Source organism: Pseudomonas sp. MIACH, from assembly GCF_001269925.1.
GTDB lineage: Bacteria > Pseudomonadota > Gammaproteobacteria > Pseudomonadales > Pseudomonadaceae > Aquipseudomonas.
Map to the genome: position 1 here is coordinate 1 of NZ_LHVO01000020.1, position 23,583 is coordinate 23,583.

Here is a 23,583-nt window from a genome sequence, read left to right on the forward strand (position 1 = left end):
GATGCGTATATCTGATGATATTTTTCGTCTGGTCGCATAACCAAATGTGGGAGGGGCGGTGCGACGATTCGACTTGCTCCCGTGGCGGCCTTCGGGCCGACCATGTCGTTGGATTGGACCGAGTACATATCCGTTGCTGCGGTAACGGCTGCTTAGGGTTCCGCTCTTACAGCGGGTCACTTTTGGAAGAGCGCCAAAAGTAACCAAAAACGCTTCGCCCCAACACTCGGCACCTCGCTTAGGCTCGGTGTGCCCTCACTCCGGCTTTGGAGCGTGGGCCGCCGCAATGGGCCATCCTTGGCCCAGTGCGGCTAACCCGGCGTCCTGCCGGGTTACCCACGCTCCAAAGCCTGCGTTCGGCCAGCGTGTTTGACGGGGCGATCCCAGATCAAAAACAAAGCGAGGCGGCCTTAAAGCCGACCTGATCTTTGAAGCGTACGCGGTGTGGCTTCTACTTCCTTAACCGCTGACGAAGTCAGCAATCTTTTGATCTGCTCTGGCTCTGGCTTTTGATCTTGATCTCAGGCGCCCCGTTAACCACGCTGGCCGAACGCAGGCTTGAATCCGTGGGTAACCCGGCAGGACGCCGGGTTAGCCGTCCTGGGCCAAGGATGGCCCATGACGGCGGCCCACGGATTCAAGCCGGAGTGAGGGCATACCGAGCCTAGGCGAGGTACCGAGTGGTGGGGCAAGAGCCTTTTGGTTACTTTGGGGCTTTTCCAAAGTGACCCGCCGTAAGGGCGGAACCCTAAGCAGCCGTGACCGCAGCAACGGATATGCACCCGGTCCAATCCAAAAAAAATGGTCGGCCCAGAGGCCGCCACGGAACCAACCTCCCTCACCACAAAGAGATTTTTCAACCTGAAAGGCAGACCCGCTAGCCAGCGCTTGCGACAACCCCCTGTTCGGTAAACCACCGCTGATCCTTCAGGAACAAGAATCCAGACCTGACCGATCTGTCACCCACGGTTCATAAACCAGACGGAAGGCACCTAAGTCGCCTCAAGTTGCCAGTTACAGCGCAGATAACAACTATGTCACTTACATCCGCAACAACGTTCAAGGATCGAACTCATGCCCCAGCGCCAATCCAGCCGCATGCCTCTTCACGTTTATCCGCGTTTTCGCTGGTTCGCTTTGATCCCGGTCGTACCTGCCGTTTTGTGGATACTCGTGCAATCAACCTCGCTGGCCAATCTGCTGGCCTGTACGGCACTGGTGCTGATCGGTATCGGTGCCTGTGCCTGGAGCGCGGCTTCGCAGCGCAACGCCATGCTGCGAGCGATTGCACAGGCGCAGGCGGATCAGTCAGATGCGGACGCGGCGCACAACGGCATGGCCGCTCGTGCACAGCTCGATGAGGTATTGCTGGGCGCCATGCCCATCTGGGCCAAACAGGTGGAAAGCTCGCGCCATCAGACCGAAGAAGCGATTGTGAGCCTGGCCAACCGTTTCACCGGGATCGCCGCACGATTGCAGGAAACGGTGCAAGCCTCGCAGCACGCGGCCGGCGAACTGGACGGGCAGGCCGCCGACGGCGCGCTTGAGGCGCTGGCACGCAGTGACAGCGAGCTGAGCCAGGTGATCAATTCGCTCAAGGCCACCCAAACCAGCCGTGACCAGACCCTGGCCCAGGTCCGCAGCCTTACCGCCTATACCGGCGAACTGCGCACCATGGCCGCCGATGTGGCGGCGATTGCCGCGCAAACCAACCTGCTGGCCCTCAACGCAGCCATCGAGGCTGCGCGTGCCGGTGAGGCCGGGCGCGGCTTTGCGGTGGTGGCCGACGCGGTGCGCAGCCTGTCGAGCAAATCCAGTGAAACCGGCCAGCAGATGTCGGCCAAGGTCGACATCATCAATAACGCCATTACTCAGTTGGTGCAGGCCGCGTCCAGCAGTGCCGACCAGGACAGCCATTCGGTGGCCGAGTCCGAAAACAGTATTCAAGTGGTGCTCGAACGCTTCCAGAACATCACCGGGCGCCTGGCCGAATCTGCCGACCTGCTCAAGCAGGAAAGCTACGGCATCCGGGATGAGATGACCGAGGTGCTGGTCAACCTGCAATTCCAGGACCGGGTCAGCCAGATCCTCAGCCACGTGCGAGACAACATGCACGCCCTGCATGAACACCTCCTGCAGGCCAGCCAGACCCCGGACCAGCCGGTGGCCGTCGACGCCCGCCAATGGCTGGCGCGCATGGAAGCCACCTATGCCACCGACGAGCAACGGCGCCTCCATCATGGAGGGGCGGCCGTGCAGCAGAACTCTCAAGACATCACCTTCTTTTAGGAGCACATCATGGCGAAGAATGTATTAGTGGTCGACGACTCCAGCAGCGTGCGGCAAGTGGTCGGCATAGCCTTGAGAAGCGCCGGTTACGACGTCATCGAGGCCAGCGACGGCAAGGATGCCCTGGGCAAGCTGACCGGGCAGAAAGTGCACCTGATCATCAGCGACGTGAACATGCCCAACATGGACGGCATCACCTTCGTCAAGGAGGTCAAGAAGCTGGCTAACTACAAGTTCACCCCGATCATCATGCTGACCACCGAGTCCCAGGAGTCGAAGAAGGCCGAGGGCCAGGCCGCTGGCGCCAAGGCCTGGGTGGTCAAGCCGTTCCAGCCGGCGCAGATGTTGGCAGCCGTGTCTAAACTGATCCTGCCTTGATCCCGGCGCCAGGGAGGCTCCCATGCCGATAACCACTGACACAGTCGATGACACTGCCCGCGTGCGCATTGATGGTGAGCTTACGATCTATACCGTAGCGGAACTGGCGGGTGCGCTGCTGCCGCAGATGGGCGCGGCACCCCGCCTGGAACTGGACCTGTCCGAGGTCACGGAAATGGATGGCGCCGGCTTGCAGTTGCTCGCGGTCATCCGGCGTGAAGCCGGCATCGCCGGTACAGCCTTGAGCGTGACCGGCCAGAGCCAGGTGGTCATGCAGGCGCTCCAACTGTGTCGCAGCACGACCGCATAGTCAGCGCTTCCCACGTTTTTTGATCGACAAGGAAAGTCCCGGTGAGCATCAATCTCGATCAGGCACAGCAGACATTCATCGTTGAGGCGCGCGAGCTGTTGCAGGCTATGGAGCAATCCCTGCTGCAATTGGAAAGCGAGCCCGACGACCAGGATGCCATTGGCGCGATTTTCCGCGCTGCGCACACCATCAAGGGTTCGGCGGGCCTTTTCGGTCTGGCGTCGATCGTGGGGTTCACGCATATCGTCGAAGACGTGCTTGACCGCCTGCGCGAAGGCAATGTGGCGGTGGACGCCGCATTGATCGCGCTGCTGCTCAAGTGCGGCGACCACATGCTCGAACTGGTCGAAGTGGTCGCCAACCGCGGTGAGGTGCCGACACCTGCCGCTCTGGAGCGCGGTGAGGCATTGCGCGAGGCGCTGAGTGCCTATCAGCCGATGCGAACCGCCACTGCCAGCGTCGAAACCGCTGAGGTGGCCGACGACGCGGCGGTCGAAGTGCTCTGGCACATCTCCCTGCGTTTCGGCGTGGATGTGTTCCGTAATGGCATGGACCCACTGTCATTTCTTCGCTACCTCGAGACCTTGGGGCAGATGATGCAGGTCACCACCCTGACCGACAGCATTCCGTCCCTGGACAGCTGGGACCCGGAAAGCTGCTACCTGGGCTTCGAGATCGACCTGCGCTCGACAGCCGGCCACGCCACCCTCAACGAAGTGTTCGACTTTGTGCGTGACGACTGTGAAGTGCACATCAGTGCCGTCGACGAAGCGCCCGACAGCACAGCGGCCATCGCTGGCGAGTTGGACACGCCGGTCGAGCCGGGCCTTGTGACCGCCGCACCGCAGCGTCCGGCAGCCAGCGAGGCGAAAACCCGCGACGGCAATTACGTGCGCGTCAACGCTGACAAGCTCGACGAGTTGATCAATCTGGTTGGCGAACTGGTCATCGCCAGCGCCGGCGCGAGCCTGCTGGCCCGTTCCTGTAACAACGACCCCTTGCAAGAGGCCACCTCGACCGTATCGGGGCTGGTGGAAGAGATCCTCGATGGCGCCCTGCATTTGCGCATGATCCCGATCGGCGACACGTTCAACCGCTTCCGCCGGGTGGTGCGTGATATCAGCCAGGAACTGGGCAAGGACATCGAACTGAGCATCAGCGGCGCGGAAACCGAACTGGACAAGACCGTGGTCGAGAAGATCGGCGACCCGCTGATGCACCTGTTGCGCAACGCCATGGACCACGGTATCGAAAGCGCCGATGCGCGGCGTGCGGCCGGCAAGTCGGCCAAGGGCTATCTGAGCCTCAATGCCTACCATGACTCGGGGAGCATCGTCATCGAGATCGCCGACGACGGCGCCGGGCTCAACCGCGAACGCATCCTGCAAAAGGCCCAGGAACGCGGGCTGGTGGCCAGCGGTGCGGTGCTCACCGACCAGGAGATCTACAACCTGATCTTCGAAGCGGGTTTCTCCACCGCCGAGGCGGTGACCAACCTGTCCGGGCGCGGCGTCGGCATGGACGTGGTCAAGCGCAATATCACCTTGTTGCGCGGCACCGTCGACCTCGACAGCCGCCCCGGCCAGGGCACCGTGGTGCGCATTCGCTTGCCGCTGACCCTGGCGATCATCAATGGGTTCCTGGTCGGCATCGACCAATCCACCTACGTGATTCCACTGGACATGGTCCAGGAATGTATCGAGCTGGATGAACACCAGCGCCAGTCCAGCCGCGACACGGGCTATCTGGACCTGCGTGGCGAAGTGTTGCCGCTGGTGCACCTGCGCGATCACTTCAGTCACGAAGGGCCCGTAGCCCGACGTCAGAATGTGGTGGTGGTGCGCAACGCCGAGCATAAGGCCGGGCTGGTGGTGGATGACCTGCTCGGCGAGTTCCAGACCGTGATCAAACCCCTGGGCAAGTTGTTCGGCGCGCTGCGCGGCATCAGCGGCTCGACCATATTGGGCAGCGGCGCGGTGGCCCTGATCCTGGATGTACCGGTACTGCTCAACCAAATCGTACAACTGGAAGCCCGCACGCCCCAGGCGCCTCAATCGCCTCCGGTCGTCGCTCGCTGACGCATTTGCAATTCCATGGAGGTTCCCCCGATGAAGTGGTTCTACGATCTTAAAATTTCCACCAAATTGATCTGCTCATTCCTGGTGGTCCTGGCGCTCACTGGCGCCATGGGCGGCTTCGCCATCCACCAACTCGGTGCCGTCAACCAGGCCGCCCAGGACATCAAGGGCAACTGGATGCCCTCCATGCGCGCAGCGGCAGGCATGCGTTTTTTTGCCGCCAACTACCGCTTGAAAGAAAACCGCCACATCGGTACCGATATTGTCGAGGAAAAGGCCCAGGCCGAACGCGAAGCCAGCGAGGCGCGTCAGCAGTTCGAAACCCGCATGGGCACCTACGAGCAATTGCTGTCGAACGATGAAGATCGTCAACTCCTGGCCAGCGTCAAAAGCGCTTGGGACGCCTACCTTGCAAGCAGCAAGCAGGTGCTTGAGTTTTCTCGCCAGAACCAGGAAGCCCAGGCGCGCGGTTTGCTCAGGGGAGAATCCAAGGGGCATTTTGATGAGGTGACCGCCCGCCTGCAGAAAATGGTCGAGCTCAATGACGCCGGCGCGACGGCCGCAGGCGAGAAGGGCTCGGCGCTGTACGAAAGCGCACGTGTGTCGATTATCGCGGTACTGGTCGCGGCCCTGTTGATCGGCCTGGGCCTGGCGATATTCATCGCGCGGATCATTTCCCGCCCGTTGCGCCAAGCCGCGAGCGCCGCCGAGCAATTGGCCGAAGGCAACCTCAACGCGCACATCGAGCCGGGTGGGAAAGATGAAACCGGCATGGTGCTCAACGCCATGCGCAATATGGTCGGCAAGCTGGCGCATATCATCGGTGAAGTGCGTAACGCCGCCGATAACCTCGCCAGCGCCTCCGAGGAGGTCAGCGCCACCGCGCAATCGATGAGCCAGGCCACCAGTGAACAGGCCGCCAGCGTCGAGGAAACCAGTGCGTCGGTCGAACAGATGAGCGCCAGCATCAACCAGAACACCGAAAACGCCAAGGTCACCGATGGCATGGCCAGCAAGGCCGCCAAGGAAGCCACCGAGGGCGGCGAATCTGTACAACAGACGGTGGTGGCGATGAAGAAAATCGCCCAGCGCATCAGCATCATCGATGACATCGCCTACCAGACCAATCTGCTCGCGCTCAATGCGGCCATCGAGGCCGCGCGGGCCGGCGAGCACGGCAAGGGGTTCGCGGTGGTCGCCGCCGAAGTGCGCAAGCTGGCTGAACGTAGCCAGGTGGCCGCCCAGGAAATCGGCGAACTGTCCTCCAGCAGCGTGGACATGGCCGAGAAAGCCGGCAAGTTGCTCGACGAAATGGTGCCTTCCATCAACAAGACGTCCGACCTTGTGCAGGAAATCAGCGCTGCGTCCGAGGAGCAGGCCGCCGGTGTCGCGCAGATCAATACCGCGATGACCCAGCTCAACCAGGTGACCCAGCAAAATGCCTCAAGCAGCGAGGAACTGGCGGCCACGGCCGAAGAAATGAGCAGCCAGGCCGAGCAACTGCAACAGGCCATGAGCTTCTTCGTGCTGGATTCAGCGCCCAAGGCCGCGGTTCAAAGCAGCAGCGTGGACAGCCCGGGCAGCAAGCCCAACCGTCAGGCCCCACGCCCAAAACCACCGGCGCAGCGCAAGGCGTTCGCCTACACCATGGCCAGTGCCCCGGACGAAGCGGATTTCACTCGCTTCTGATCGCACGATCAATACGGGCCTAAAAGGGAGAGTGACATGGGCGCAGTAATGACGACTCGGCAGACCGCAGTGACGGTAGATGAGGATGCGCAGTACCTGACCTTCATGCTGGGCGGCGAAATGTTCGCCATCGGCATTCTGGGGATCAAGGAAATTATTGAATACGGCAGCCTGACCGTGGTGCCGATGATGCCCGCTTTCGTGCGCGGGGTGATCAACCTGCGCGGCGCGGTGGTGCCGGTGGTCGACCTGTCTGCGCGCTTTGGCCGGGCCAACTCGGCGATCACCCGGCGCTCCTGCGTGATCATCATCGAGGCGAGTACCGAGGATGGCCAGCCCCAGGACATCGGGCTGCTGGTCGATACGGTGTCTGCCGTGCGGGAGATCCCGGCCACGCAGATCGAACCGCCACCCAACTTCGGCGCGCGAATTCGCGCCGATTTCATCAGCGGCATGGCCAAGGTCGACGGCAAGTTCGTGATCGTGCTGGAGGTGGACAAGGTGCTGTCCATCGATGAGATGTCCAGCCTCGCCGAGGCCGGCCAGGCGCCGGCCCTCGACCTCGATCCGCGTTGAGACCTGACCATGGCAGACACCACCGTCTCCATCGACGATCGTGAGTTCGGTCAGTTCCAGACCTGGCTGTACCGCGCGGCCGGCATCAACCTGTCGCCGGCCAAGAAAGCCCTGGTGGCCGGGCGCCTGTTCAAGCGCCTCAAGCACTATGAACTGCAGAGCTATGGTGAGTATTTCAAGCTGATCATGAATGACCAGCGCAAGGGCGAACTGCAGGTTGCGCTGGATTTGCTGACCACCAACGAAACCTATTTTTTTCGTGAGCCCAAGCACTTTGACTTCCTGCGTCAGCAGGTGCTGCCCCAGGCGGCGCCGGGCAAGGTGTTTCGCGTGTGGAGCGCGGCCAGCTCCTCGGGCGAAGAGCCCTACAGCTTGGCGATGACGCTGGCCGAAAGTCTCGGCACCACGCCCTGGGAAGTGGTCGGCTCCGACATCAGCTCCCAAGTGCTGGCCAAGGCGCGCACTGGCCATTACTCCATGGAACGCACCGAGACATTGCCCCAGCCGCTGCTGGCCAAGTACTGCCTCAAGGGTATTGGTCGCCAGGAGGGCACCTTCCTGATCGACAAGGCCTTGCGTAGCCGGGTCAATTTTGTCCAGGTCAACCTTAACGAAGCGCTGCCGGCCCTGGGGGCGTTCGAGGTGATCTTCCTGCGCAACGTGATGATTTATTTCGATCAGCAAACCAAGAGCCAGGTGGTCGCGCGCCTGCTGCCGCTGCTCAAACCCGGCGGTTACTTGATCATCAGTCACTCGGAAAGCCTCCACGGCGTCAATGACACCTTGAAGCTGGTGGCACCCTCGATTTACCGCAAGCCATGAAAAAGCCCGTCGGTACGGCCGAAGTGGTATTGGCCCCTGGCCAGGTCAGCTTTGCGACGCGGCCGACGCGCCTGCGCACCTTGCTCGGCTCCTGCGTGGCGATCACCTTTTGGCATCCGCAACGGCTGATCGGCGGCATGTGTCACTTCATGCTGCCTGGGCGCGTGCGCGACCATCAGCCCCTGGACGGCCGATATGCCGATGAAGCCCTGGAACTGCTGCTGCGCCACGCCGAGGTCAATGGCACGCATGCACGGGATTACCAGGTCAAGTTGTTCGGCGGCGGCAAAATGTTTCCTGATCTGCAGCGCCGCCTGCCAACGCAGGACGTGGCCAGCCTGAATATTCGCGCAGCGCTGGCCCTGGCCGAGCGCTATCACCTGCACCTGACCGCCCAGGATATGGGCAGTACCGGTTACCGCACGATCATGTTCGACCTGTGGAACGGCAACGTCTGGGTTCGGCACCAACCAATGGGAACAATTCAACAAGATGCCTACCAAAAAAATCAGTGTGCTGCTCGTCGATGACTCGGCCGTGGTGCGCCAGGTACTGCTGGCGATTCTCAGCGATACGCCGGATATTCACGTCATGGGCGCCGCCTCCGACCCGATTTTCGCCATGGACAAACTCGCCCGGGAATGGCCCGATGTGATCGTGTTGGACGTGGAAATGCCGCGCATGGACGGCATCACCTTTCTCAAGAAAATCATGAGCGAGCGGCCGACACCGGTGGTGATCTGTTCCTCGCTGACCCAGAAAGGCGCGGAAACCTCCCTGCAGGCGCTGTCGGCGGGCGCGGTGGAAATCATCACCAAGCCGACTACCGGGTTGAAGAATTTTCTGATCGAGTCGGCGGCCGAGTTGGTGGCAGCCATCCGTGCAGCCGCAAACTCCAACGTCAAGAACCTGGGCAAGCGCAGCGCCATCCCGGCACTGGCTCCGGCCAGCAAGCTCAGTGCGGATGCGATCCTGCCTGCCGCCAATGGCCATGCCATGGCACAGACCACCGAGCGTATCGTCGCCATCGGCACGTCTACCGGCGGCACCCAAGCGTTGGAGGCGGTACTGACGGCATTGCCGAGGGTGTGCCCAGGCATGGTGATCGTGCAGCACATGCCAGAAAAATTCACTGCCTCGTTTGCCGAGCGCCTCAACGGCTTATGCGAGATCGAGGTGCGCGAAGCGCGCAACAATGACCGCATCCTGCCTGGCCTGGCCCTGATCGCCCCTGGCGGCAAGCACCTGATGGTCACCCGCAGCGGCGCCTATTATCACGCCCAGGTCATTGATGGACCGTTGGTCAACCGGCACCGGCCGTCAGTGGATGTGCTGTTTCGCTCGGTGGCCAAGTTCGCCGGCAAGAACGCCACCGGCATCATCATGACCGGCATGGGCGACGACGGCGCGCGGGGGCTAAAGGAGATGCTTGACGCCGGAGCCGCCACGGTGGCCCAGGACGAGGCCAGTTGCGTGGTGTTTGGCATGCCCAAGGAGGCCATCAAGCTCAACGCTGCCCAGCGCATCCTGGCGCTGGAGGATATCCATCAGGCGATCTTGTATAAGTGACGTTGAGCGCCGGCTTTTGCGCTACGCCAGAACCCGCGCCGTGGGCGACCGACGACCACTGATCCGCACCCGCACAACCCCGATTGAATTTTCAGCATGCCCGCAGGCTCTTCACTTTAGACGCGTGTGCTGTTGAGCGCGCTTGCGGGGCCTCCTTGTCGGGAGGCCTGGTTGCATCGGACTTTGCGGAAACTGCCATCATGACGCTTCTTACAGCGCTCTCGGGCCAGCCGGCCTCCATCACCCAACCGGGTCAGTACCAGCGGTTGTACCAACACCTGTATGGCGAAACCCCTGGCGGTGAAGAGGTTGCGCGGGAGTTTCTACGCACGCACTTGGCGCAGGTGCGCGACGCGCCCAGTGAGTTGCCCCAGAGACCTGAACAACTGCCGGCCTGGATCGAACAGCGCTGCGCCGACGTCGCCCAGGCCTACGCCGATTACCTGGAGCAACGCCAGCAGGGCCGGCCGCGTCGCTACTTCCAGAACAAGGCCCATGCGTTGTATTTCCTGCAGCGCGTGGCGCCGACCAAACAGGTCGACGGTGCCTGGCTCAATGGCCTGCTGCGCCATTGGCACGACCCGCGCTTCGACGGCCTGCTCACCACATACCTGGAAGAGTTGGGTGACGGCGAAGCGGCGCAAAACCATGTGGTGATCTACCGCAAATTACTCAGCGAGCATGATGCCGACAGCGACGCCGGCCTTGAGGATGAGCACTACCTGCAAGGCGCCCTGCAACTGGCGCTGGGTCTGTGTGCCGACGACTTCCTGCCGGAGATCATCGGTTTCAACCTCGGTTATGAGCAGTTGCCGTTGCACCTGCTGATCACCGCGTATGAGTTGAGCGAACTGGGCATCGACCCGTATTACTTCACCCTCCACGTCACCATCGACAACGCCAGTAGCGGGCATGCCTGCAAGGCCGCGCAGTCGGTGTTGAACCTGTTGCCATTGGGCGAGGGCAGGGAGGATTTCTATCGACGCGTGGCCGAGGGGTATCGCCTTAACGACCTCGGTCCGGGGACCACCGCCGTTATCAACGCCTTCAACCTGCATGACGAAGTGGTCGCCATGCTTGAACGCAAGCGCACCTTCGGCCAGCACATGCATTCCGATTACTGCCGCTTTGAGGGCAAGACCGTCAACCAATGGCTGGCCCAGCCAGGGCAGATCGGCGCGTTTCTCCAGGCCCTGGAAGACAAGGGCTGGATCAAGCGCAACCAGGATCCAGCCGAGAGTCGCTTCTGGCAGTTGATCGAAGGCGCGGGCGCGGCGATGTTCGGTGTGTTCAGCGGCTATGAGAAACAGCTGCTGCACGACTGGATTGCGGGCGACTGGATCAGCGCTCAACGCGTGGCTCCAGTGCGCCCTGGACGCGGCAGCCGCTTCTCCCGCGAGCAGCACCGCCCGGCCGACCCGGACACCCAGGCGTTGGTCGATTCGCTGTGGAAATTGCCCGATGAACAGCAGCTCAATGCGCTGATTCCATGGCTGTCAGCACGACGCCACTGCACGCCGGCCGGGTTGTATGCCACTCGCCGCTTTATCCAACTGCGCGCGCGCCTGCGCTAAGGAAATCCCCCATGTCTGCACAACCACTCGCCGACCGCGCCCTGCTGAATCTGGGTCGGGGCTTGAAGGAGAACGGCTACCGGTTCATCACGCCAACGCCGTTGACCCATGAACGGTTTTTTCAGCGCCTGGAGACGCCGCTGGCGAGGGACCTGCGCGATGTGTTCGGCTGGTCGCTGCCGTTTGACAACGCGCTGTTGCCCGAAGCGTTTTGTGAGGAGCTGCAGCAGGCCGATGTGGTCGAAAAGCACGATGCGCTGTGGCGCAGTGCGGTGCGGTGGTCGAGCCTGGACGACCTGCTGTTTGCCCACTCGGCGTACCCCACCACGCAGGCAGACGCGGTGTTTTTCGGGCCTGACAGCTATCGGTTTGCGCACCTGATCGAAGCCCATTTGCAACAGCGCTTCGAGCCGATCAAACGCGCCGTGGACATCGGCTGCGGCGCTGGTGTAGGCGCGTTGGTGGTCGCCCGGGCGCGGCCTGACGCCGAGGTGCTGGCGGTGGACATCAACCCACGCGCCCTGCGCCTGACGGCGGTGAATGCCGAGCTGGCGGGGCTGGCGAACGTCACCGTGTACCACAGCGATGTACTGGGCAGCGTCGAAGGCACGTTTGACCTGATCGTCGCCAACCCGCCCTATATGAACGACGACCGCCAGCGTGCCTATCGGCATGGCGGCGGGGCACTGGGCGAGCAACTGTCGGTGCGCATCGCTGGCGAGTCCCTGGGGCGACTGGCCCTCGGCGGCAGCCTGGTGCTCTACACCGGCGTGGCGATTGTCGCCGGGGAAGACCCGTTCCTGACCGCTGTTAAGCCGTTGCTGGACAGCGATGCCTACGGTTGGACTTACCGCGAACTGGACCCCGATGTATTCGGCGAAGAATTGGCCAAACCCGGCTATGAGCGTGTGGAGCGGATCGCAGTGGTGGCGCTCACCGCCACCCGTCTACGCTGACGGCTATGTTCAGGCCGTGGTTTGTGGCAGCAGGTGCAACTCGCCGTCCACGTCCTTGACCAATTCACTGGCGAGGAGCAGCGGCGCCAGGCGCTTGTGCAACTGCGGCTCGACAAACTCCTTCACCGTCTCCAGCGCCAGCGCGCCACTCGAAGGCAGCTCAGCCTTGGTGAACGACAACCAGGCCTTTTTCAGCGCCATCAACACATCACTGCCCGCCGTAGAGGCAAAGCGGCGCTGGGTCGGTTTGCCGTCGAAGCTGAACGTGTGCCGGAACGCGTAGCCGCTCTCATCGCCGCCGCTGGCGGTGCAACGTATGCAGGTGCACGGACCATCGCCGAAGGCGCTGCGCAGGTAGCTGTTGAAGTCCACCACGGGTTTGAGTGACAGGCGCTTATCCACCTCGAACAGGTCCCCGGTCATTTTTTCGTCAGTGTTCAACGTGCATTTCCTCGCAGTGTGCGGCTGTTTTTTCAAAGCGCGGCACAATACCAGCCGCGCGCCATTTTGGGGGTATTTGCATAACAATAGACCCCGATATTCTTTTGCTGTCTAAAAAAGCGCCGCTACGCTCCATCACCTTCTCGAAAACGCGGCAGATTCCCCATGACTTTCAAGCGTTCCTCCCTGACCCTCCTGGCCGCGTCCCTCGCCGCCGCCAGCGCCTTGCTCAGCCCCGGTGCCCAGGCCGAAGGCAAGATCAGCATCGCCCAGCAATTCGGCATCGGCTACCTGATCCTCGATGTGGTACGCGACCAGCACCTGATCGAAAAACACGGCAAGGCCCAGGGCCTGGACATCCAGGTGGAATGGAACAGCATTTCCGGCGCCACCGCCATGAACGAATCGCTGCTGGCCGGTGCCCTGGATGTGGTGTCGGCCGGTGTGCCGCCGATGCTTACCCTGTGGGACCGTACCAAGGGCAAGCAGAACGTCAAGGCCATCGCCTCCTTGGGCTCGATGCCCAACTACTTGCTGAGCAACAACCCCAAGGTGAAGACCCTCAAGGACTTCACCGAGAAAGACCGCATCGCCGTGCCCGCCGCTGGGGTGGGTTTCCAGTCGCGCACCTTGCAGATTGAAACCGCCAAGCAGTTCGGCGATGCCAACTACAAGAAATTTGATGACATCTCCATCAGCCTGGCCCACCCCGACGCCACCGCCGCGTTGATTGCCGGTGGTTCGGAGATCAACGCGCACTTCTCCAGCCCGCCGTTCCAGTACCAGGAACTGTTGAACCCCAACGTGCACAAGGTACTCAGTTCCTACGACATCCTTGGTGGTCCGGCGACGTTCAACGTGCTGTACACCACGCAGAAATTCCACGACGAAAACCCCAAGACCTACCAGGCGTTCTACGCCGCGCTGGCCGAAGCCGAGCAGATCATCAAGGCCGACAAACCCGCAGCGGCCAAGGCGTACATCCGCGTAGAGCAGTCGAAGCTGCCGTTGGACCTGGTGGAAAAAATCGTCCAGGACCCGGAAATCGACTTCACCATCGTGCCGCAGCGCACCTATATCTATGCCGAGAAATTGCAGGAACTGGGCGTACTGAAAAACAAGGCGGCGAGCTGGAAGGACTACTTCTTCGAAGAGGCCCATGGCGGTAACGGCAGCTGACCCGTAAACCGCCCCTCCCACATTTGGATCTTCACAATGCCTATACCGCATTCAAGCTGCGTTTGATCCAGTCATACAAGTCATTCCCCTCGCTTGACAACTCACTGTTGGCTCGCCGGCACAGGTAATACTGGCGGCCATCATTGACCTCCAGATCAAACAGCTTCACCAACTCGCCACTGGCCACATGGGGCGCTACCAGCGGCGCGCGCAGCAACGCGCAGCCCAGGCCGGTGAGGGTGGCGGTGAGTGCCAGTTGGCCGTCTTCCAGCAGCAAGCCATTCAGCGCCGTGGTGTCGACCTCGGCTGCCTCGAACCATTGGCCCCAGGTGCCGCGTTCTTCATCGTGCAGCAACGGCAGTTCGCTCAAGGCCTGGGGCGTGTCGATGGGGCCGTGTTGGGCGAAAAAGCTGCGGCTGCAATAGGGGGTCACCGCGCCGGAGATCAGCGGCTCGCTGTGATAGCCCGGCCAGTGCCCGGTGCCGAAGCGAATCGACAGGTCGGCGGCATCGCTGGGGTAGCTGCGGTGGTTGGCGTAGGTCACGTTGATGTCCAGCGCCGGGTGGTCTTTGAGGAAGTTCGCCAGGCGCGGGATAAACAGGTTGATGCCAAACAGCGGGATCAGGCTGATGGTCACCTGGCGGGTGGCGCTTTTCTCGCGCACGTGTTCGGTGGCGCTGCGCAGCACGGCAAAGGCCGAGCGGATGGCGCGGTAGTACTCGCGGCCTTCATCGGTGAGGACCAGGTTGCGGCCCTGACGCAGGGTCAGCGGCTGTTGCAGGAAATCTTCCAGCAGGTGCAGTTGATGGCTGATGGCAGAGGCGGACACGTCCAGCTCGCGCGCGGCGGCATTCACCCCGCCATGGCGCGCAAACGCTTCGAACGTCCGCACGGCACGCAGGGGAGGGTCATTGGCTAATTGTTCTGATTTATTCATGTATTGAATTAAATACCAAGTTTCAACCTAAATAAAGAGCCATAAGTGCCGTATTTACGGCATAAATAGCCTGTTATCGCTTTGGTATAACCCTATAACTTTCTGATATTTGATAAAAACAGAATAGATGCTTAGTGTGCCGCCCTTGTACGCACTGAGGTCGATGGTCTTCATGGATGGGTTTATCCAACAACTGCTCAACGGCTTGATGACGGGCAGTCTCTACGCGCTGGTGGCCCTGGGGTACACCATGGTCTACGGCATCCTGCGCATCATCAACTTTGCCCACGGCGATGTGCTGATGATCGGCGCGCTTGTGGGCCTGTCGGTGATTCGCCTGTTGCAGGCGACCTGGCCGGCATTGCCGCCGGTGCTGGTGTTGCTGGCGGCCACCCTGGTTGCCATGGCGTTTTGTGCGGTGCTGGCGGTGGTGATCGAGCGCGTCGCTTATCGCCGGCTGCGCCACGCGCCGCGCCTGGCGCCGTTGATCAGCGGCATTGGGGTGTCGCTGCTTTTGCAAACCATCGCGATGCTGGTCTGGACCCGCAACCCGCAAATGTTCCCGCAATTGCTGCCGCTGGAACCCATCGAAGTACTGCCCGGCGCCTCCGCGCACCCCGCTATCACCAACGCCACGGCCCTCACCACCATCGCCATCGCGCTGTCGGTGATGGTCGCGCTGCTGGTGCTGGTAGAGCGCACGCGCTTTGGCCGGGCCATGCGTGCCGTGGCGGAAAACCCCCAGGTCGCGAGTCTGATGGGTATCAACCCGAATCGGGTCATCGTGCTCACCTTCGCCATCGGCGGCGCCCTGGCGGCATTGGCCGGGGTAATGATGGCCAGCAATTACGGCAGTGCGCATTTCTACATGGGCTTTCTGCCGGGGATCAAAGCCTTCACCGCCGCGGTGCTGGGCGGTATCGGCAACCTCAAGGGCGCCATGCTCGGCGGCCTGTTGCTGGGGCTGATCGAGGCCCTGGGCACCGGCTACCTGGGCGCCGCCACCAACGGGGTGTTCGGCAGCAATTATCAGGATGTGTTTGCCTTTATCGTGCTGATCGCGGTGCTGGTGTTCCGTCCTTCCGGGCTGTTGGGCGAACGTCTGGCGACCCGCGCATGATCAACGCACTCACCTCCAATCAACGCGCCAGCCTGGGCCTGCTGCTGTTCGCCGTGGCCTTGGTACTGGCACCGTGGATCGTCGGCCACGCCGGTGGCAACACCTGGGTGCGGACCCTGGATTTTGCCCTGCTGTACATCATGCTCGCCCTTGGCCTGAACATCGTGGTCGGTTATGCGGGTCTGCTGGACATGGGTTTCATCGCGTTCTACGCGGTGGGCGCCTACCTGGCCGCGTTGCTGTCGTCGCCCCATTTGCTGCAACAGTTTCCAGCCTTGGCGGCGTTGCTGCCGGCGGGCATGCACACCTCGATCTGGTTGATCCTGCCCCTGGGCGCCTTGCTCGCGGCGGGGTGCGGCGTGGTGTTGGGTGCGCCGACCTTGCGCCTGCGCGGTGACTACCTGGCCATCGTCACCCTGGGCTTTGGCGAGATCATCCGTATCCTGCTGCGCAACCTCGACCGCCCGGTGAATATCACCAATGGCCCCAAAGGCATCGCCCAGGTCGATCCGGTGAACCTGCTCGGCGTGAACCTGGGCCGTACCCAGGAACTGTTCGGCCTGCGCCTGCCGTCGGTGTACCTCTATTACTACCTGTTCGCCGCGCTGGTGGTGCTGATTCTGTTTGCCTGCATTCGCCTGGAGCGCTCGCGCATCGGCCGTGCCTGGGTGGCGATCCGCGAGGACGAAGAAGCGGCCGAGGCCATGGGCGTGAACACCGTGCGCCTCAAGTTGCTGGCGTTTGCAATAGGCGCCGCGTTCGGCGGGGTGAGCGGCGCGCTGTTCGCCTCGTTCCAGGGCTTCGTCTCGCCGGAATCGTTCACCCTCAACGAGTCCATTGCGGTGCTGGCGATGGTGGTGCTCGGCGGCATGGGCCATATCCCGGGGGTGATCCTCGGCTGCGTACTGCTGGCCGCGTTGCCTGAAGCGTTGCGCGCGAGCATGGGCCCGTTGCAGCAGGCGTTGTTCGGCCAAGTGCTGGTGGACCCGGAAATCATCCGCCAGCTGTTCTACGGCCTCGCGTTGATCCTGGCGATGCTCTATCGACCCGCCGGGCTGTGGCCCAAAGGAGTGGCACGATGAACGCACCTCTGTTGCAGATTGACCGGGTCAACAAACACTTCGGGGGCGTGGCGGCGTTGACCGATGTGAGCCTGAGTATCCAGCCCGGCGAAATCTACGGGCTGATCGGCCCCAACGGCGCGGGCAAGACCACCTTCTTCAATGTCACGACCGGCCTCTATACCCCGGATTCCGGACGCTTCCAGCTCGATGGCCGGGAGTACCAGCCGACCAGCGTGCATCAGGTGGCCGAAGCCGGCATTGCCCGCACGTTTCAGAATATCCGCTTGTTCAATGCCATGAGCGCCCTGGAAAACGTCATGGTCGGGCGCCACGTGCGCACCCGCAATGGCCTGTGGGCCGCCTTGAGCCGGCATCGTCGTGCTCGCGACGAGGAAGCCCAAACCCGTGCCCATGCTCATCGCCTGCTGGCGTATGTCGGGCTGGCGGGGTTCGCCCATTATCGCGCCGACAGCTTGAGCTACGGCCATCAGCGCCGCCTGGAAATCGCCCGCGCATTGGCCACCGAACCGCGCCTGCTGGCCCTGGATGAACCGGCGGCGGGTATGAATGCCAGTGAAAAAGTGCAGTTGCGCGGCCTGCTGGAAAAGATCCGCGACGACGGCCATACCCTGCTGTTGATCGAGCACGACGTGAAGCTGGTGATGGGCGTATGCGACCGTATCAGCGTGCTCGATTACGGCCAAGTCATCGCCGTAGGGCCACCCGCCGAAGTGCGCCAGCACCCGGCAGTGATCCAGGCCTACCTGGGAGCCAGTGCCCATGTCTGAAGCCTTGTTGAACGTCGAGGGTTTGCAGGTGCGCTACGGCGCCATCGAGGCGGTCAAATCCCTGGATTTGCACATTGCCGAGGGTGAGCGCGTCACGCTGATCGGTGCCAACGGTGCGGGCAAGACCTCCAGCCTCAAGGCAATGACGGGTCTGCTGCCGGCCAGCCAGGGTGCAATCCGCTTTGCCGGGCGCTCGATCCTCGGACAGGCGCCGGACCAGTTGCTGCGCCAGGGCATCGCCATGGTCCCGGAAGGGCGCGGGATTTTTGCGCGCATGAGCGTGCTGGAGAACCTTCAGTCCGGTGCGTTTTTACGCCGTGACAACGAGCAGGTGCAGCGCGAAATGCGCCAGCTGTTCGAACACTTCCCGCGCCTGGAAGAGCGCCTGCAGCAGTCCGCCGGCCTGCTCTCGGGCGGTGAGCAACAGATGCTCGCCCTGGCCCGTGCGCTGCTGTCACGCCCGCGTTTGCTGATCCTCGATGAGCCGTCCATGGGCCTGGCGCCGATCATGGTGGAAAAAATCTTCCAGGTGATCGACGACGTGTGTCGCCAGGGCATGACCCTGCTGTTGGTGGAACAGAACGCGCGGCTGGCCCTGCAAGTGACCGACCGTGCCTATGTGATGGACACCGGCCGCATCAGCCTCAGCGGGCCCTCCGCAGATTTGCTTGAACACCCCGAGGTGCGCAGCGCCTACCTCGGTGAATAACGGCTCGATGAAAAAACACCCATGACGCTACCGGACGCCCGGCGTGTTCCGACCCGCCCGAAAAGAAACAGGAACGACTGATGAAGACTTTCAACAAAACCGCACTGATTGGCCTGGCCCTGAGCAGCCTGGCGAGCGCCATGGCCCAAGCCGACCAGACCGTGCTGATCGGCCTGGCCGGCCCCTTGACCGGGCCCTCGGCCCGGATTGGTAAAGACCTGGAAAACGGTGCGCAACTGGCCATCGACCAGGCTAACGCCAAGCACCCGACAATCAATGGTGAGGCGGTGACCTTCAAGCTGGTGTCCGAAGACGACCAGTCCGACCCGCGCACCGCCGTGACCGTTGCCCAACGCCTGGTGGATGAGGGCGTGGTCGGCGTGGTCGGCCACTGGAACACCGGCACCAGCATCCCGGCGGCGCGGGTCTACCACGACGCCGGTATCGCCCAGGTGGCGCCAGTCGCTACCGGGCATGCCTACACCCAGCAGGGCTTCGACACCAGCTTTCGCATCATGGGCCACGACGACGATGGCGGTCAGGTGGCCGGCAGCTATGCGTTGAACACCTTGAAAGCCCAGCGTATTGCCGTGATCGACGACCGCACCGCATTTGGCCAGGGCCTGGCGGACCAGTTCGTCAAATCCATCGAGGCCGGTGGTGCCAAGGTGGTTGCCCGCGAATACGTGGACGACAAGACCATCGACTTCAGTGCCGTGCTGACCAATATCCGTAGCCAGAACCCTGACCTGATCTTCTTCGGCGGCGTCGACGCCCAGGCTGCACCGCTGGCCCGGCGTATCAAGCAGTTGGGGCTCAAGGCACCGCTGATGGGTGCCGGCGGGTTTGTCAGCCAGACCTTCCTGCAACTGGCGCAGAACGAAGGCGAGGGCGTGATTGCCCTGGAGCCGGGCCTGGCGATTGCGCAGATGCCGGGTGGCAAGGCGTTCGAACAGGCCTATAAAGAGCGCTACAAAACTGCGATCGAACTGCATGCACCGTTTGCCTATGACGGCGTTGGTGTGTTGGTGGCGGCCATCGAGAAGGCCGGATCCACCGACCCACAGAAGTACCTGCCGGTGCTGCGCGCCATCAGCTATCCGGGCGTGACTGGCACGATTGCGTTCGATGCCGAGGGCAACTTGAAGCAACCGTCGTTCACCGTTTACCAGGTCAAGGCCAATCAATGGCAGCCGGTGAGTGTGGCGGGCGGCCAATAAACCCACCCCCCTCTGCAGGTGCGAGCTGGCTCGCTCCTGCAAGGGTCAATGGAGAGATGCAATGAGCAAACTGGAAGGTGAACTGGGCATCCTTGCCCGGCGGCGGATCGAAGCGGAAATCATCAAGCCCATCTACGAGATCCTGAAGCGCGAGCAGGGCAAGGACTTTGCCGCCGCCGTGATCGGCGAAGCGGTGGGCAATGCGGCGATCCAGGCCGGCAAGCATTTTGCCGCACTGGAAGAGCAGGGCGCCGACCTCAAGAGCTTTGTCGAGTTGCAAGTGCTGTGGGAGAAGGATGACGCGCTCAAGGTCGAGATCATCGCCAGCGATGCCGAGCACTATGACTACGACGTCAAGCGCTGCCGCTACGCAGAGATGTACCACGAGATGGGCCTGGGCGAGATCGGCCACTTGCTGTCGTGCAACCGCGACGAGCTGTTTATCGTCGGCTACAACCCGAACATCGAACTGACCCGCACCCAGACCATCATGGGCGGCGCGCACCACTGCGACTTCCGTTATCGGGCCAAACCCCATGAGTAACCTGGCACGGGTCAACGGCGAACGCCTGTGGGCTTCGTTGATGGAGATGGCGCAGATCGGTGCCACCGAAAAGGGCGGCGTGTCGCGCCTGGCATTGACCGACGAGGACCGGCGTGGTCGCGACCTGTTCGTGCACTGGTGTACTGCGGCCGGTTGCACGGTACGGGTGGACGCCATGGGCAATATCTTTGCGCGTCGCGCCGGGCGCCATGACCACCTGGCGCCGGTGATGACCGGCTCCCACGGCGATTCCCAACCCTTCGGCGGCAAGTACGACGGCATCTATGGCGTGCTCGCCGGGGTGGAAGTGCTGCGCACCCTGAACGACTTGGGGATTGAAACCGACCGGCCCATCGAAGTGGTCAACTGGACCAACGAGGAGGGCTCGCGCTTTGCCCCGGCGATGATTTCCTCCGGCGTCTACGCTGGCGTGTTCGACCTGGAATACGGGTTGTCCCGCGTGGACAAGGCCGGCGTGACCATCGGCCAGGCCTTGCAGCAGATCGGCTATGCCGGCCCCCACCCGGTGGGTGGCCAGGCGGTGCATGCCGTCTTTGAACTGCATATCGAACAGGGCCCGATCCTTGAAGCCCAGGGCATCACCATTGGCGTGGTCACCGGTGCCCAGGGCCAGCGTTGGTACGAAGTCGAATTGAGCGGGCGCAGCGCCCATGCCGGCACCACCCCGATGGACCATCGCCTGGATGCGCTGCTCGGTTTTGCCCGTGTGGTCGAGGCCGTGAATGGGCTGGGCCTGGAGCAGGGCGCCGAAGGACGGGCCACGGTGGGCATGGCGAATATCTTCCCCAACTCGCGCAACGTGGTGCCGGGACGGGTGTTTTTCAGCGTGGAATTCCGACATCCGGACGAGGCCGTGCTGGCACGCCAGGACCAGCAATTGCGCGATGCCGTGGCGCACATCGCCGAAGGCATCGGCTTGCAGCACAGCGTGAAGCAGATCTTCCAGTACGCACCGATTGCCTTCGACAGCGATTGTGTAGAGGTGGTACGCGCGTCCGCCGAGGCGTTGGGCTACAGCCATCGGCTGATGATTTCCGGCGCCGGGCACGACGCCTGCTACCTGAACCAGGTGGCGCCGACCGCGATGATCTTCGTGCCGTGCGTGGACGGGCTGAGCCATAACGAAGCGGAGGAGATCTCCCCCGAGTGGTCGACGGCGGGTGCGGATGTGTTGCTCCAGGCCATCCTGGCCAAGGCCGGGATCTAACGGTACATACAGGTCTGATGTGGGGGGGCAAACCCCCTATGGAGGCGCTACGTCGAAGAGGTAGGGGCCCTCCCACAGTGATTCTTCATCGTCGGTGAGGTCAGCGGAAGAACTCACCCGGCGTGGCATCGAACTGCTGCCGAAACGCGTTGATAAACGCCGAGGTGGACTCATAGCCACAGTTCAACGCCACATCGGTGACCCGTTCGCCTTGCTCCAGGGCGGGCAGGGCGCTCAACAACCTCAAACGCTGGCGCCAGGCCCGAAACGTCAGACCGGTGTCCTTCAAAAACAGGCGACTGAGGGTCTTTTCGCTGACCCCCAGTTTCTCGCTCCAGTGTCCCAGGGTCGTTTGCTGTTCCGGGCGCAGGCTCAAGCTGCGGTATATCTGTCGCAACCTTGGGTCATGGGGCAATGGCAGCATCAAGTCGACCTTGGGCGCGGCGGCGAGTTGGTCGAGCACTACCTGGGCCAGGCGGCCGTCCGGCCCGTCCTCGGCATACTCCACCGGCAACTCGCTGAAGCGGCTGATCAGCTCGCGCAACAGGCTGCTCACCTCCAACACGTGACAGTGCTCCGAGGCCCAGGCGGTGACGCTGCAATCGAGGTACAGGCTGCGCATCTCGGTGTGGGGCGAGCTGTACACCCGGTGCGGCATGCCCGCCGGGATCCACACTGCGCGCTGGGGCGGTGCGACGAAACGGCCGACGCTGGTCTGGATCTCCAGCACCCCGGAAATCGCGTAGGACAATTGCACCCACGGATGGCTATGCCGCCGGGTCAGCGCGCGGTTGGGCAGCGATTCGGTGCGTCCGTACACCGGTCGTGGCAGGCTGGAAAGCCCGGGCACGCTGCGGCGCACGGTGTTGGCATGTCCTTTGGGCGGCATTTAGTGGCTCGTTGGCGTTAGTCGGTAACAAGCCGTTACGTTAGAGTCGCAATGACGCTCTTGGCAACCCCCGGAAGATTCGCTTATGACTCGCCCCCGTTTTCTGCCCGACAACTTCACCCTGACCCTGATCGCCACGGTGATCCTCGCTTCCCTGCTGCCCGCCAGCGGTCAGACCGCCGTGGCCTTCGGCTGGGTCACCAACCTGGCTATCGCGCTGCTGTTCTTTCTGCACGGCGCCAAGCTGTCGCGCCAGGCCATCGTCGCCGGTGCCGGCCACTGGCGCCTGCACTTGCTGGTGTTCAGCCTGACCTTTGTGCTGTTCCCGCTGCTGGGCCTGGCGCTCAAACCGGTGTTGTCGCCGTTGATCGGCAAAGACTTGTACATGGGCATGCTCTACCTCTGCGCCTTGCCGGCCACGGTGCAATCGGCGATTGCCTTCACCTCCCTGGCACGGGGCAATATCCCGGCGGCGATTTGCAGCGCGGCGGCCTCCAGCCTGTTCGGCATCTTCCTGACGCCGTTGCTGGTGACGCTGTTGCTCAATGTGCACGGCGAAGGCAGTTCTACCGTCGATGCGATCCTCAAAATCAGCGTGCAACTGCTGCTGCCGTTTATCGCCGGACAGATTGCCCGCCGTTGGATCGGTGCGTGGGTGGGGCGCAACAAATCATGGCTGAAGTTCGTCGACCAGGGCTCGATCCTGCTGGTGGTCTACGGCGCGTTCAGTGAAGCGGTCATCGAAGGCATCTGGCACCAGATCCCGCTGTGGGAACTGGGCGGCCTGGTGGTGGCCTGCTGTGTGCTGCTGGCGCTGGTGCTGGTGGCCTCCACGCTGTTGGCCAAGGCCTTTGGCTTTAACCAGGAAGACCGCATCACCATCCTGTTCTGCGGCTCGAAGAAAAGCCTGGCCACGGGTGTGCCGATGGCCCAGGTGCTGTTCGCCGGGGCGAGTATGGGCGTGCTGATTTTGCCGTTGATGCTGTTTCACCAGATCCAGTTGATGGTGTGCGCGGCGTTGGCGCAGCGTTATGCCAACCGGCCGGAAAGCATTCCGCAATTGATGGCGCAGGTGGATCCTTGATCTAGCGCACACCTTTGAGACGGGTCACCTCAAGTTAACGCCTGTTCGGACGACTTACTGATTAAGCGTCCAATAAGGAGTGTCGGCATGAGCGTTATTCGTCTTTCGGTAGTGACAAGCCTCCTTTGTTTGTGGGCGA

Annotated in this window: 23 protein-coding genes; 20 read left to right on the forward strand and 3 right to left on the reverse strand. The window is 62.4% G+C overall.

Features of this window, described 5'->3' with window-relative positions:
* Positions 1–1,377 precede the first annotated feature (1,377 nt).
* From AD670_RS07815 to AD670_RS07865, 11 genes are all read left to right on the forward strand, one after another.
* Positions 1,378–2,289 carry a methyl-accepting chemotaxis protein gene (locus AD670_RS07815; protein ID WP_371263177.1) on the forward strand — a complete coding sequence of 304 codons (912 nt, stop codon included), beginning with the start codon at positions 1,378–1,380 and terminating at the stop codon, positions 2,287–2,289.
* A gap of 9 nt (positions 2,290–2,298) precedes the next feature.
* Positions 2,299–2,667 carry a response regulator gene (locus AD670_RS07820; RefSeq protein ID WP_053130151.1) on the forward strand — a complete coding sequence of 123 codons (369 nt, stop codon included), beginning with the start codon at positions 2,299–2,301 and terminating at the stop codon, positions 2,665–2,667.
* Positions 2,668–2,689: 22 nt separating this feature from the next.
* Positions 2,690–2,977 (forward strand): lipid asymmetry maintenance protein MlaB, encoded by a 288-nt coding sequence (locus AD670_RS07825; protein WP_053130154.1) that lies wholly within the window; start codon positions 2,690–2,692, stop codon positions 2,975–2,977.
* A gap of 41 nt (positions 2,978–3,018) precedes the next feature.
* Positions 3,019–5,055: a chemotaxis protein CheA gene (locus tag AD670_RS07830; protein WP_053130158.1), complete on the forward strand. Its 2,037-nt coding sequence runs from the start codon at positions 3,019–3,021 to the stop codon at positions 5,053–5,055.
* Between the two features lie 30 nt (positions 5,056–5,085).
* Positions 5,086–6,744: a methyl-accepting chemotaxis protein gene (locus AD670_RS07835; protein WP_053130162.1), complete on the forward strand. Its 1,659-nt coding sequence runs from the start codon at positions 5,086–5,088 to the stop codon at positions 6,742–6,744.
* 36 nt (positions 6,745–6,780) lie between these two features.
* On the forward strand, positions 6,781–7,320 hold the full coding sequence (locus tag AD670_RS07840) for a chemotaxis protein CheW (RefSeq protein ID WP_053130165.1): 540 nt from the start codon (positions 6,781–6,783) through the stop codon (positions 7,318–7,320).
* A 9-nt stretch (positions 7,321–7,329) separates the two neighbouring features.
* Positions 7,330–8,142, forward strand: coding sequence for a protein-glutamate O-methyltransferase CheR (locus AD670_RS07845; protein ID WP_053130168.1), 813 nt, complete (start codon positions 7,330–7,332; stop codon positions 8,140–8,142).
* Entirely contained in the window at positions 8,139–8,672 is a 534-nt protein-coding gene (gene cheD, locus AD670_RS07850; protein ID WP_053130171.1) for a chemoreceptor glutamine deamidase CheD, read from the forward strand. Before AD670_RS07845 ends, cheD begins: the two co-directional genes overlap by 4 nt.
* On the forward strand, positions 8,635–9,711 hold the full coding sequence (locus tag AD670_RS07855) for a chemotaxis response regulator protein-glutamate methylesterase (RefSeq protein ID WP_053130174.1): 1,077 nt from the start codon (positions 8,635–8,637) through the stop codon (positions 9,709–9,711). Before cheD ends, AD670_RS07855 begins: the two co-directional genes overlap by 38 nt.
* Positions 9,712–9,911: 200 nt before the next feature.
* Positions 9,912–11,285 (forward strand): iron-containing redox enzyme family protein, encoded by a 1,374-nt coding sequence (locus AD670_RS07860; RefSeq protein ID WP_053130177.1) that lies wholly within the window; start codon positions 9,912–9,914, stop codon positions 11,283–11,285.
* Between the two features lie 11 nt (positions 11,286–11,296).
* On the forward strand, positions 11,297–12,241 hold the full coding sequence (locus AD670_RS07865; protein ID WP_053130180.1) for a class I SAM-dependent methyltransferase: 945 nt from the start codon (positions 11,297–11,299) through the stop codon (positions 12,239–12,241).
* Positions 12,242–12,250: 9 nt separating this feature from the next.
* Here AD670_RS07865 and AD670_RS07870 read toward each other — a convergent pair whose 3' ends face one another.
* Positions 12,251–12,682: a hypothetical protein gene (locus AD670_RS07870; RefSeq protein WP_053130183.1), complete on the reverse strand. Its 432-nt coding sequence runs from the start codon at positions 12,680–12,682 to the stop codon at positions 12,251–12,253.
* A gap of 165 nt (positions 12,683–12,847) precedes the next feature.
* Between AD670_RS07870 and AD670_RS07875 the strand changes: the two genes are divergently transcribed.
* On the forward strand, positions 12,848–13,861 hold the full coding sequence (locus AD670_RS07875) for an ABC transporter substrate-binding protein (protein WP_053130184.1): 1,014 nt from the start codon (positions 12,848–12,850) through the stop codon (positions 13,859–13,861).
* 40 nt (positions 13,862–13,901) lie between these two features.
* On the opposite strand, the gene AD670_RS07880 is transcribed toward AD670_RS07875, so the two are convergent.
* Positions 13,902–14,798 carry a LysR substrate-binding domain-containing protein gene (locus AD670_RS07880; protein ID WP_053130187.1) on the reverse strand — a complete coding sequence of 299 codons (897 nt, stop codon included), beginning with the start codon at positions 14,796–14,798 and terminating at the stop codon, positions 13,902–13,904.
* Between the two features lie 172 nt (positions 14,799–14,970).
* Between AD670_RS07880 and AD670_RS07885 the strand changes: the two genes are divergently transcribed.
* From AD670_RS07885 to AD670_RS07915, 7 genes are all read left to right on the forward strand, one after another.
* Positions 14,971–15,918, forward strand: a complete 948-nt coding sequence (locus AD670_RS07885; RefSeq protein ID WP_053130224.1) for a branched-chain amino acid ABC transporter permease — start codon at positions 14,971–14,973, stop codon at positions 15,916–15,918.
* Entirely contained in the window at positions 15,915–17,000 is a 1,086-nt protein-coding gene (locus AD670_RS07890) for an ABC transporter ATP-binding protein (protein WP_053130190.1), read from the forward strand. The genes AD670_RS07885 and AD670_RS07890 overlap by 4 nt, the downstream gene beginning before the upstream one ends.
* Complete coding sequence (locus AD670_RS07895; protein ID WP_053130193.1) at positions 16,997–17,770, forward strand: ABC transporter ATP-binding protein; 774 nt, start codon at positions 16,997–16,999, stop codon at positions 17,768–17,770. Before AD670_RS07890 ends, AD670_RS07895 begins: the two co-directional genes overlap by 4 nt.
* Complete coding sequence (locus AD670_RS07900; RefSeq protein WP_053130195.1) at positions 17,763–18,479, forward strand: ABC transporter ATP-binding protein; 717 nt, start codon at positions 17,763–17,765, stop codon at positions 18,477–18,479. Before AD670_RS07895 ends, AD670_RS07900 begins: the two co-directional genes overlap by 8 nt.
* Before the next feature lie 80 nt (positions 18,480–18,559).
* Complete coding sequence (locus tag AD670_RS07905; RefSeq protein WP_053130197.1) at positions 18,560–19,699, forward strand: branched-chain amino acid ABC transporter substrate-binding protein; 1,140 nt, start codon at positions 18,560–18,562, stop codon at positions 19,697–19,699.
* A gap of 61 nt (positions 19,700–19,760) precedes the next feature.
* On the forward strand, positions 19,761–20,243 hold the full coding sequence (locus AD670_RS07910) for an L-2-amino-thiazoline-4-carboxylic acid hydrolase (RefSeq protein WP_027607276.1): 483 nt from the start codon (positions 19,761–19,763) through the stop codon (positions 20,241–20,243).
* Entirely contained in the window at positions 20,236–21,471 is a 1,236-nt protein-coding gene (locus tag AD670_RS07915) for a Zn-dependent hydrolase (RefSeq protein WP_053130199.1), read from the forward strand. Before AD670_RS07910 ends, AD670_RS07915 begins: the two co-directional genes overlap by 8 nt.
* 100 nt (positions 21,472–21,571) lie before the next feature.
* On the opposite strand, the gene AD670_RS07920 is transcribed toward AD670_RS07915, so the two are convergent.
* Positions 21,572–22,360: a helix-turn-helix domain-containing protein gene (locus tag AD670_RS07920; protein WP_053130201.1), complete on the reverse strand. Its 789-nt coding sequence runs from the start codon at positions 22,358–22,360 to the stop codon at positions 21,572–21,574.
* A gap of 85 nt (positions 22,361–22,445) precedes the next feature.
* On the opposite strand from AD670_RS07920, the gene AD670_RS07925 reads away from it, so the two are divergent.
* Positions 22,446–23,444 (forward strand): bile acid:sodium symporter family protein, encoded by a 999-nt coding sequence (locus tag AD670_RS07925; protein WP_053130203.1) that lies wholly within the window; start codon positions 22,446–22,448, stop codon positions 23,442–23,444.
* Positions 23,445–23,583: the final 139 nt, after the last annotated feature.